The organism is Oceanispirochaeta sp. (assembly GCF_027859075.1).
In the GTDB taxonomy this organism is placed as follows: Bacteria; Spirochaetota; Spirochaetia; order DSM-2461; family DSM-2461; genus Oceanispirochaeta.
Window position 1 is genome coordinate 1 of the sequence record NZ_JAQIBL010000314.1, and the last position, 11,567, is coordinate 11,567.

Annotated in this window: 7 protein-coding genes and 2 tRNA genes; 2 read left to right on the forward strand and 7 right to left on the reverse strand. The window is 43.0% G+C overall.

Features of this window, described 5'->3' with window-relative positions:
• Window positions 1-82: 82 nt before the first annotated feature.
• Window positions 83-149 (reverse strand) — tRNA-Pro (locus PF479_RS17710).
• Window positions 150-200: 51 nt separating this feature from the next.
• Window positions 201-274 (reverse strand) — tRNA-Asp (locus tag PF479_RS17715).
• A gap of 209 nt (window positions 275-483) precedes the next feature.
• Here PF479_RS17715 and PF479_RS17720 point away from each other — a divergent pair.
• Window positions 484-2,025: a peptidylprolyl isomerase gene (locus PF479_RS17720; RefSeq protein WP_298009444.1), complete on the forward strand. Its 1,542-nt coding sequence runs from the start codon at window positions 484-486 to the stop codon at window positions 2,023-2,025.
• Between the two features lie 8 nt (window positions 2,026-2,033).
• Complete coding sequence (locus PF479_RS17725) at window positions 2,034-3,623, forward strand: 6-hydroxymethylpterin diphosphokinase MptE-like protein (protein WP_298009447.1); 1,590 nt, start codon at window positions 2,034-2,036, stop codon at window positions 3,621-3,623.
• A 7-nt stretch (window positions 3,624-3,630) separates the two neighbouring features.
• Here the strand turns inward: PF479_RS17725 and lepA are convergent, their stop codons facing one another.
• The 5 genes from lepA to PF479_RS17750 form a co-directional block, all read right to left on the reverse strand.
• Window positions 3,631-5,442 (reverse strand): translation elongation factor 4, encoded by a 1,812-nt coding sequence (gene lepA / locus PF479_RS17730; protein WP_298009451.1) that lies wholly within the window; start codon window positions 5,440-5,442, stop codon window positions 3,631-3,633.
• Window positions 5,443-5,482: 40 nt separating this feature from the next.
• Window positions 5,483-7,282: a trypsin-like peptidase domain-containing protein gene (locus PF479_RS17735; RefSeq protein ID WP_298009454.1), complete on the reverse strand. Its 1,800-nt coding sequence runs from the start codon at window positions 7,280-7,282 to the stop codon at window positions 5,483-5,485.
• Window positions 7,279-8,904, reverse strand: coding sequence for a hypothetical protein (locus PF479_RS17740; protein WP_298009457.1), 1,626 nt, complete (start codon window positions 8,902-8,904; stop codon window positions 7,279-7,281). Before PF479_RS17740 ends, PF479_RS17735 begins: the two co-directional genes overlap by 4 nt.
• A gap of 7 nt (window positions 8,905-8,911) precedes the next feature.
• Window positions 8,912-10,777: an ATP-dependent zinc metalloprotease FtsH gene (gene ftsH / locus PF479_RS17745; protein WP_298009460.1), complete on the reverse strand. Its 1,866-nt coding sequence runs from the start codon at window positions 10,775-10,777 to the stop codon at window positions 8,912-8,914.
• A partial coding sequence (locus PF479_RS17750; protein ID WP_298009463.1) for a hypothetical protein occupies window positions 10,764-11,567 on the reverse strand: 804 nt, incomplete at its 5' end. The genes PF479_RS17750 and ftsH, both read right to left, overlap by 14 nt.

The following is an 11,567-nucleotide window of genomic DNA, read 5'->3' on the forward strand; positions in this document are numbered from 1 at the left end:
CTCTCACCCCGACATTTTTTTTCTCCTGACCAAATATGTCTTCAATAATATTTACAGCCATCACTTAGGATAATCCCTTGAGTGCTGAGAGGATTTGAACCTCCGGCCTCACCGTCCCGAACGGCGCGCGCTAGCCTCTGCGCTACAGCCCGAAATAAAGAAAGGAAATGCCCTTTCGCAAGGGCATTTCCATTTTTTTGCGGAAGCGACGGGCCTCGAACCCGCGATCTCCGGCTTGACAGGCCGGCGCGATAACCAACTTCGCTACGCCTCCGTTCAATGGCGTACTTTAACGATCTCAAGACTGATTGTCAACACCTGCAGGAAAGAAGGTTATGAATATAGTATTTTATTAAAAAAGTACTAGATATCAAAACACCATTATTACTGATACGATTCCTCTATCTACTAAGTTGACAGGTATACCCTTTCATGGTAATTTTTCGTTGCTTTCAATAATTAATATAGTTATAAGGACGACTTATGTCTCAAATGGAAAAAAAAGTTTCAACCATTTCAAATTCTGAGAAAGAAAGGAATGATAAATCCCGCAAACGTCAGAAAAAATTGATGACTGGAACGATCGTTATACTGGTTTTCACCATAATCAGTTTTGTATTAGTCCCTGCCATGGCCGGTTCAAGCAGAAATAGCGGCTCAATGGTTTTTGGAAAATATGGTGGGAAAATGATTAGCTTCAAGCAGGGAAATTATTTTTCTCAGCAGGTTGAATCAGTTAACAATATGTACAGAGACTCCATGGGTGGTACAGGAAACGTAGATTTCCTTCGACAGTTGATCTGGCGTTCTGCTTTCAATCAGACAGTTGTTCGTACCGCAATTCTTGAAGAGATGAATGTGTCCGGTATGAATGTGTCTTCCACACGCATCGACCGCGGGATCGTCGAGAGTGGTATGTTCAGCAGTAACAACCGTTTTGATGAAACTGCATATTTGAACACCACAGCGACCAGACTCAAGGAGATCAGAACCTCTCTTGCAGAGGATCTAACAGTACAAACCTATTATCTTGATACTATTTACAACCAGAAAAGGTCGTCCCAGATGATGGATTTCCTTCTGGATATGGGAAACCCTGAAAAAAACTTTGCCTACGCCAGCTTTCCCTACTCTTCTTTTCCCGAAGAGCAGATCAAAGCCTATGGAAATGAAAATGCCAAACTTTTTGAAGAAATATCCCTGAAAAGGATAACGATAAAATCGAAAGAAGACGAAGCAGCCACAATCCTGAAAAAACTGGAAGCAGGTGAACAGTCTTTTGAAGATCTAGCCAAGACCTATTCCAAAGATTCCTATGCTGAAGACGGCGGAACCATGGGATCTACCTTTAAATATACTCTTCTGTCTTTTCTGAATGAAGAACAGGCAAGTTCTGTCATGTCATTAGCCAGTGGAACACACAGCACCCTGATCAATTCGGATGGCAGCTGGTACATTTTTATGGCAGAAACGGCAGCAACCAGTCCTGATTTCAGTTCTGTTGCACTGATTTCAACCATCCGATCCTACATGGAAAGAGAAGAAGTCGGTATCATCGAAGATTTTCTGATGGGAAAGGCTGAAGAAATGGCCCTTCTTGCTCATACCAGCAATCTGAGTGAAGCCGCAGCCCAATTCGGATCTGAGAGTGGAGAAACAGGATTTATCGCTCCGGTTTATGGGAGTGTTCCTTTTATTGTCAACAGCCCCGGAAATAAAAAAGACAGCAGCCTCCTCAGTGCCGCCGCTTTCAGCGATGAGTTCTTTGAAAAAGTATTTGTCTTAAAAACACCCGGTGAAACTTCACAACCCATGGTTCTGGACAGAAGTGTCGTGGTTTTTTCACTTCTTGAAGAACAGAAAGGATTCAGCTATCCCGATGAATATAAGGATTACATCCGTACAGAACTGGGAAATGAGCTTTCTCAATACAAACAGAGCCAGCTGCAAAACATTTTCATGGCTTCTCCCAAGTTCAAAGATAATTTTACATCTACCTATAATCGGGTATTTACAGAATCCTGAGATCGAATATGGATGCAAGGGTCAGCCTGACACAGGCTTCTAATGGAGAAGACAATATACTGTGTCAGGGAAAATCCCTTTATTCCAGGTATGCTCCCTCAGCTTCTGCCCTGAAGGCAGCTTCAAAGGCGATCTTACAGGAAAACTGCATCTATATAATCCCATCCCCGCTTCTGGGGTATGGGATTTTTTCATTTATAAGCAGAATGCCCTCGACCTCCATAGTTATAGGCATAGAAACAGACCAGGATCTGATGGCCGTCACTGCGGGCCACCAGCAGGAAATACTGAAACAGGAAACCAGGTATCAATCTTATCGTATTGAAAGCTCAGGGCAGCTTTATGAGCTCTTCAGAAGGGTTCAAAAGGGTCATTACCGTCACTGTACTCTTCTGCCTCTTAACGGCGGCTATAGTCTGAATAAAATTAGATATGATGCCCTTTTTTCTACGGTTCAGCATTTTATGAAAAATTACTGGCAGAACAGACTGACCATGGCCCGGATGGGACCACTATGGATTAAGAATCTTATAGATAATTTTGGATTTCTGGGTCAAATGGATATTAAAGAATTCCATACTGAGAAACCAGTGCTTTTAACAGGTGCTGGAGAATCACTGGAAAAGACGATTCCCCTGATTAAGGAATACAGAGACTCCCTCTATCTTCTCTGCGTTGATACGGCCCTTCAGGCTCTCGTCCGAAATGACATTATCCCTGACGGTGTGGTCAATCTTGAAGCACAATTCTACAACCTGAAAGATTTTTACACTCTGCAAAACCGCAGTATTGATATTTTTTCTGATATAACAGCCTACCCTCCCACTTTGAGGCAAAAAGAGTGCAATCACTATATATTTTCCTCCTCTTTCGAAGAAACGGCACTTCACAAAAGACTCAGATCGGCAGAACTCCTTCCCAGTGAGATACCGCCTCTGGGCTCCGTAGGAGTAGCGGCACTCTATCTGGCAGGAGAAATTACAAATTCCAAGGTGTTTATAACCGGTCTGGATTTTTCCTATAGGGAAGGAAAGACACATGCCTGTGAGACACCTTTCCATGACTGGTGCCGTCTGAAAGAAGGGCGACTGAAGGGGGATGTCTGGTACTCCTTCTCCAAGAGCAGACCCTCTTATCCCTCCCTGGGAAAGGTGAAGGGATTTGTGACAAACAGTATATTGGAAAGCTATGGAAGACAATTGGAAGATCTGAGCACAACCATGGAGAACAGAGTCTTTGATTTGGCTGAAATGGGCTTAAAAATGTCCATTCCTTCCATCAATGGTGAAGAATTTAGATGCATGATAAAATCTGAGTACCGGGAGATCCACGGGGAAAATAGCTCGAATCAAGAGGATAAAAGGTCTAGACTTTCAAAATTCAGAGAATCCGAAAAGAAAAGGTTAAAAGATCTGATTTCTCTATGGGATGATATTATAAACAGGAATAAAAAAGAGGAAGAAATCCTTCCTCTCATTTTTGAATGTGATTATTTATACTTTCATTTTCCAGATAGAAATCAGCTGCCGAATACAGACCCGGCCTTCCTGTTCAGAGTGATCAGGGAAGCCAGAGACCTTCTCAGACGCCTTTCATAAATATCAATCAGTCATTATCGCTCGTCTTAAGAACAGCAAGAAATGCAGACTGGGGAAGCTCTACGTTTCCTACCATTTTCATCCTTTTCTTACCCTCTTTCTGTTTCTCTAAAAGCTTTCTCTTTCTGGAAATATCACCACCGTAACATTTTGAAGTGACGTCTTTCCTGAGAGCACTGATTGTTTCTCTGGAGATAACCGTATTACCGATGGCAGCCTGAATGGCAATCTTGAACTGTTGTCTTGTTATTTCCTGCTTCAGCTTTTTGCAGACAATGCGGCCTCTGTCATAGGCATTATCCTTGAATACAAGCTGTGACAGAGCATCAACCTTATCGCCATTAATGAGTATATCCAACTTTACCAGATTTGTTACTTTAAATCCGATGAACTCATAATCAAAAGAGGCATAACCCTTACTGATTGATTTCAATTTGTCATAAAAATCAAAGAGAACTTCCGCCAGGGGCATATCAAACTTTATTTCAACCCGTTTTTCATCCAGATAATTCAAGCTGGTCTGGATACCGCGTTTCCCCATACAAAGGGTCATTATCGATCCAAGAAAATCTGTTGGTGTAATGATAGCCGCCTGGATATATGGCTCCTCAGTCATCTCGATTATCCCGGGATCAGGATATTCAGCAGGATTATCAAGATAGTATACATCTCCTCCCTGACCTGTAATCCTGTAACGGACAGATGGAGAGGTCAGCACAATATTGAGGCCAAATTCTCTTTCGAGCCTTTCCTGAACAACTTCCAGATGAAGTAGTCCCAGAAATCCACAGCGGAATCCGAATCCTAATGCCGCAGAAGCATCTTTTTCATAAACGAGAGAAGCATCATTCAATCTCAATTTATCAATGGCTGATAAAAGCTCTTCATACTGATTTGTATCAACGGGATATATGGAAGAGAAAACAACAGGCTTCACCTCTCTGAACCCCGAGAGGGCCTCTGAACAGGGCTTACCATTGAGGGTAATCGTATCACCAACACGGATATCCGAAATATTCTTGATTCCGGCAATGATGTATCCTACCTGACCAGCCTTCAGGTCTTTTTGAGGAATGAGTCTCAGCTTGAAGGTTCCGACTTCTTCCACCTTATATTTGCTATTGTTCGACATGATAAGGATTTCATCCCCAGACTTGATGGTTCCTTCAAAAAGACGGATATGAATAACGACACCTCTATAGGCATCATAATGAGAGTCAAAGATAAGGCATTTCAAAGGATTTGCAGGAGATCCTCCCGGAGCAGGAATCCACTTGATCAGACCTTCAATTAGTTCATCAACATTCTTGCCAGTCTTGGCAGAAACGGGATAAATCATCTCACGTTCCAGCCCCAGATCATGTTCAATCTGAGCGGAAACGCGCTCGAGATCAGCACTGGGGAGGTCCATCTTATTCACAACGGGAACGATATCAAGATCATGATCAAGAGCCATATACATATTGGATAGAGTCTGAGCCTCGACACCCTGAGAGGCATCTACCAGCAGGAGGGCTCCTTCACAGGCAGAAATGGCTCTCGAAACTTCATAGGAGAAGTCCACATGCCCGGGAGTATCTACCAGATTGAGCTGATAAATATTGCCATCTTCAGAATTGAATTCAATGGTAACGGCCTGGGATTTGATAGTTATCCCCCGCTCTCTCTCAATATCCATTGAATCGAGCATCTGCTCCTTAAAGTCGCGGTCAGATACGGAATGACATTTTTGAAGAAAACGGTCAGCCAGAGTAGATTTACCGTGGTCTATATGAGCAATAATGCAAAAATTTCGGATTTTGTCCTGTTCGTATTTCATGTTAGAGAAATATATACGAAATTCATAGTTTCTTCAATCATCAGAAGAAGATAGCAGATTCCAATCCGGCTCCGAGTTGCACGGCACTCTCGAGATATCCAGCCTTGACTCCCTTGAATATGAACTGCATCAAAACAAAACCGTCTTTTTCATTAACCACCCATTTTTTCAGTATGATTACATCATTGCTGGAGATGCTGGCTTCGTCGGCACCACCACCTGTATATACTTTTTTAACGGTATACTGGGATTTGGATACCTGAGACAAAACCATTCCGAACATGGGTGGAATGAGATTTTCCCGTGTATCCACCTTGACAGCATCCTTGAAGGGTATATCTGGTCTTTCTGCCAGAGTCAGGGTGGATTTTTTAAGAGTATCTCCGGATTTCCATTCAAGATCAATCATCGTTCCAGGGACGACTCCCAGGAGAAGGTCCCGGACATCCTGATTCTTCTTTACACTGTGTCCATTGACAGACAGGATGCGGTCTCCCCGTTTCATCCCCAGTTTAGAAGCGGGAGAATCAGGCATAATGTATATGGCTTCCAAACCGTCAAAATTCTGGTAACCCCCGACCCCGATCCAGGAGTGGGTTAACGCTCCTCCCTCATAGAGTGAGGGAAGGAGATTTTTAACATATTCGCCGTCAATGGCAAAATTCACACCCTCAAAATCAGTGATGCCGGCAAAAACAATGCCGTTGACCTCTGAATCGCTATTCATGAGAGGACCGCCACTGTTTCCCGGATTAATGGGAACATCGATTTGAATAGATTCACCCATGGTCTGAAGAGGCCTGCCGACGGCAGAAACAGTTCCTGATGTAATCGTATTATTCAGACCCCCAGGAGATCCAATGGCAAAAATCTGCTCCCCCAGTTTGAACTGATCCGCCCCGGAGAAAGAAAACACATAGGGTGCTTCAATTTCAGTCTTTAAAAGGGCAATATCAAAGTGTCTGTCCCAGCCGATAACCCTGGCTGGAATTTTTTCGCCTCTCTCATCTGAGAGCTTGATAAAAAGACGGGAATAGCCCTTGTATTCCGGATTTACCTCGCTTTCAATAACATGATAGTTTGTCAGAATATAACCGTCTTTATCGATAAAAAAGCCACTTCCTATGCTGCGGTCGGGATACCCGACTCCGCGGTCAAGACGCAGACCTTTATCAACCCAAACAGTCCCAGTTCCCTTGAGGAGGTCTTCCATCCTCACAGGACGGGAAAGAAATTCCTCGGTTAATTCCTGAGTATCTATTCCTCTTTTGACTTGTTCTTTGACAACTATTGAAAGAGCTTTCTTGTTTTCACCTCGCAAAAACCGGTCTTCAAGATAATTCAGATCATCATCACTCAGATCATCAGGATTGACAAAACCAAGTGATATCATTCCAGCTGCCGCACCGGTATTTTCAAATTCCAGAAGATTTTTAATGTATTCAGTTCTTATCCGGGAAATTTCAAGAGTCGATTCGACAAGTTGAGTTTGTCCAAGAACAGAAAGTGAATTGACAAGAGACAGGGCTTTCCGGTAGTTCCGCTGATCTATTGAATCTTTCAATTGCAGATTCATATCCTCTAGAGCCTGATTTTCAAGCTGAAGAAAATCAAGTTCAACATCCTGTGGATTTCCATCATTCTTATAAAAATAAATCCACTGAAGTGCTTCAGTCGGTTTTTTTTCATCCAGTAGTGTCAGGATCTGTTCCTGAATTCTACTGTTTCTATCATAAGGTGAAAGATCTTCCAACTTGATCTTTTCTGTACTGACACATGAGGTCAAGGCAGTGATCATCATGAAAAGAAAGAGTAACAATATGCTGCCTATTTTATTCATTGCTTACCTGGTTTATTATCAAGAATTGTTTCGTCCCATGAGCCATCTTTTTTTTGTTCCAATAATGCATTATAAAATCCGTCTTTGGAAAAATCCCAAAGCTGATAGCGTTTTCTATTCCATAAGTCCTGAATCTCTTCCATACGACTCTCTTCACCTTCATATTCAAAGCCGACAAAGCGTCCCGATACATATTTTTCTTTAAGATCGAACTCCCCATCACCATCGATATCCCGGTAACCCTCAAAGGGCAACCAGTCTCTCAATAATACAATACGGTCAAATTGCCCGTCAAAATTGGAGTCTTCCCGGAATCGCCGGATCATCCCCGAGACCACAGTATAATCTCTGAAAGGACTGACTCTGGGAGTTGTTACAGAATCAATGAGTGAAAAACTATTTTTTAGAATCTCAGACTCGGGAAAATAATCCAGGGATAGATCCTCAGGATGCAGCAGAAGGGTCACATGCAAATTCTCAGAACTCTCGGTCAGGGAATGATCAAAACTTCCTGGTAAATATCGGTATTCTCTTAAATTTCTGTTTTCTCCGCGGAGGATTATCTTGTCAATGTAGGGATACTCATAATAATACAACTCATGGGTCATCGTGTAGGCATCCTGATAGATGATGGAGATGAGATGATCCGTTTCATCCCAGATCAATGTGGAATCAATGATTCCATCCTGGTCAGGATCCAGTTTCCATTCCACTTGATTTCCAGATTTTTCCATAAAAAAATCGGCAATCCCATCCCCTGTACTGTCTAATGCAATTTGACTGATATGATTCATCAAATGCCCCATATCCGGATTCATTTGAATATATTTCTGCAATGAGACCAGGGGCCAGATTCTCTGGCTGTCTGAAAAATCAGGAATAGATTCCGGATTAGAGGGGATATGAAACAGGAACTCCCGGAAATACCAGCTGTTCAAATCATTGTACTGTTCAAGATAGAGAGATGCCAGGGAAGCTGCATTTCTACACAAAGGAGAGAGGATTGTCTGTGCCATCAAGTCTGGATAGAGTATACCCTGGCGTTGGATGTATTCCGATAGAATTCCTGGATAATAGGAACCGTCAGACCAGGAGGATAAAAGAATAAGAAATCTTTGATCCTGGTAGCGGTCAACCCCTCCGGCTGCCAGTTCCATGGCCATGTCTTTGTTTCCCAGACGATAGGCAGCAAGAACGGTATAAAACTGGATATCAGGATCATCTTTCATCAAATCATTTATTGTGAAGAATCGGGATAAAAGGACCTCATCATTTCCTAAACGGAAATCAACTTCGAACAACCAACCCAGAATATTTTTAGTACTCACCTGTTCCGCTTGGAATCCGCAGGTATAAGCCTTCGAAAACCATTCTGCCGCTTCTGAATATCTTCCTGCCTTCCTGGCTTCAAGACCGCGAAAGCTCAAAAGGTCTGGATTCAGGTCATCATATTCCAATCCTCGGAGAGTCAGATCCGAGAATACTCTTCCCTTGTCATTGGAATAGGCATGCCAGGCATGGCGGGCGAATAAACGAGCCATGTCCTTGTCCTGATCCAGGGAAGACAGTGATACAAGAGTACCGAGGAAAAGAAGAATTGATGCAATTGTAAGTTTTTTCACTTTTTAATTACGCTTCATTTTTTGTGAATTCCGGACCGAGAAGTTTTCTGATCTGACGATCGTCAAGAGTTTCTTCCTCAAGCAGATTACGTGTGATTGTTTCAAGTTTATTTTTATTCTCCTGAATTACGGTTCGAGCCCGGCCAAGATTAACGTTCAGTATCCTTCTGACTTCACTGTCAATGAGGGAGGCTGTTTCATCTGAATAATCCTTATGTTGAGCAATCTCTTTCCCGATAAAAATCGGTTCATCATCATTTCCCAGTGCAATAGGTCCGATTTTGCTGCTCATACCCCACTCACACACCATTTTTTTTGCCAAAGCAGTTGCCTGATCAATATCATTCTTGGCTCCCGTGGTAGTCACATGATAAATAATTTCTTCAGCCACATAGCCACCGTAACATATACATATACGATCTTCAATCCACGACCGGCTTATAGAGAACTGATCCTGTTCCGGCAGAGAAAAAGTGACCCCCAGGGATCTCCCGCGGGGAATAATTGTCACCTTATGAACAGGATCAGCGAACTCCAGAAAATAATGCAGAAGTGTATGACCAGCTTCATGATAGGCCGTCATTTCCCGTTCATGGGCTGTCATGATTCTGGATTTTCTGGCCACTCCCATCATGACTTTATCCCGGGCTTCCTCAAAATCCTGATGTTCAACGACTTTGGACCCCCTGCGGGCGGCAAATAGAGCCGCTTCATTTACAAGATTGGCAAGATTGGCCCCGGAACTACCCGGTGTGGCCCTGGCAACAACCAATAAATCTACATCGGGAGAAAGACAAATCCGCCTGGCATGAATTTTAATGATGGATTCCCTTTCTTTCACGTCCGGCATGTCAACCACAACCTGACGGTCAAATCGTCCAGGACGAAGCAGAGCAGGATCAAGTACATCCGGACGATTTGTGGCAGCAATGATAATGACAGCAGATTCAGTATTAAAACCATCCATTTCTACAAGGAGCTGATTGAGAGTCTGCTCCCGCTCATCATGGCCCCCTCCGTAACCGGCACCTCTGGTTCGACCAACGGCATCAATTTCATCTATAAACAGTATACACGGTGCATTCTTGCGCCCCTGTTCAAACAAATCGCGGACACGACTGGCTCCAACTCCTACAAACATTTCCACAAAATCCGATCCTGACATATGAAAGAAGGGAACAGCGGCTTCTCCGGCCACGGCCTTGGCAAGCATTGTCTTCCCCGTACCGGGATTACCGACGAGGAGAACTCCCTTGGGAATTTTAGCTCCGATATTCGTAAATTTTTCTGGATGCTTGAGAAAATCAACAACTTCCATGAGTTCATATTTAGACTCTTCCAGACCGGCAACATCTTCAAAGGTAATACTATCTTTTCCCAGATCATAGCGTTTCGCCTTGCTCTTTCCGAAGCTGAAGGCCTTAGAACCGCCTCCCTGAAGACTCTTGAACATCCACCAGATAAAAAGAAAACTGACGACCCAGGGCAGCATCTGTAAAATGACAACAGCCGGGGAAACAGTCCTGCCTCCCCCTTTGATGCTGACCCCTTTATCGATAAGAAGGCCCATCAGATTCTCATCGTAATAGGGTATTGTTGTCTTAAAGGAAAGACCGCTTTTCTCTGAATCAGTGGTATTGACATATCGTCCGAGAATCTCACTCTGATCCAGAATCTGAACATCATAGATCATGCCATTATTTACATATTGAAGGAACTTGGAATAAGGGATTTCATTCAACTCGGTCTGATTAGAGAAAGAGATGTAAAACATGAAGAACAGAGTCAGAATGCCCAGAAATATCAGCGATGTTCTGTTATTATTAAAATTGAAATTAAAGTCTTCGTTGTTATTTTTATCATCCTGGGGCATACTCACCTCTAAATATAATTATAACACATAGATGATTAGTACAACCGCCATTTTCCAATTTTTTTTCGTATTTTGTCCCGGAATAAAGACTCTTTCCTCTAGAATTCAGAACCGATAGAACATTCTTTCCGTTGTTTAGAATGCTGAGGCATTCATTTTTATCCTTTGAATAATCTCCTGCCTCAGTCTGCGATCCGGGGGATCTGATAAGCAGAGAATCTACACCAGCGGGCAATGGGATGATGGGGTCACCCGGAAAAATGTCTCGATCAGCTCTGATTTCAAGGGAAAAATGTTCCGCCTGATAGGAATTATGAGGAGTCAAATAGAAGAAAAACCGTGTACATTCCTCTATTTTTTTTTCCTTTTCCAGAACTAGAGCCCCCTTCTTCCTAGAGAAAAGAATACCCCGACCTTTGAGGATGATTTTCTTTTTGACCCCCAGGTCTTCCAGGGGAGAAAAGAAGTTACGGGGAATCCTCTTGTCGGCATCCCCTGATCCGACCAGATGATTCATCCGCTTTATAACGACATTCCTTCTGCTCACAAAGGGAAGTTTCAAAAAATCTTCTTCTCTACAGACCCATGTCCGGTTGATATTTGACCAGGGACACAAATCCTCCAATAATAAATTATAATGATTTAAAACTGAAGAGGTTTCATCCCCCAGGCGCAGCAAGGAGGCCGGCCCATCTGGAAAGATCTCATGCAGACAATCCATCAAATCCAGTCTTATTTTATTTCTTAGATAATCTTTTTCAAAATTACTGCTGTCATGAATGACTGGAAG

Bases quoted from the DNA above. Each gene is read 5' to 3' on its own strand.
- ftsH (WP_298009460.1), bottom strand. From the start codon at position 10,777: ATGCCCCAGGATGATAAAAATAACAACGAAGACTTTAATTTCAATTTT.
- PF479_RS17725 (WP_298009447.1), top strand. From the start codon at position 2,034: ATGGATGCAAGGGTCAGCCTGACACAGGCTTCTAATGGAGAAGACAAT.
- PF479_RS17735 (WP_298009454.1), bottom strand. From the start codon at position 7,282: ATGAATAAAATAGGCAGCATATTGTTACTCTTTCTTTTCATGATGATC.
- PF479_RS17720 (WP_298009444.1), top strand. From the start codon at position 484: ATGTCTCAAATGGAAAAAAAAGTTTCAACCATTTCAAATTCTGAGAAA.
- lepA (WP_298009451.1), bottom strand. From the start codon at position 5,442: ATGAAATACGAACAGGACAAAATCCGAAATTTTTGCATTATTGCTCAT.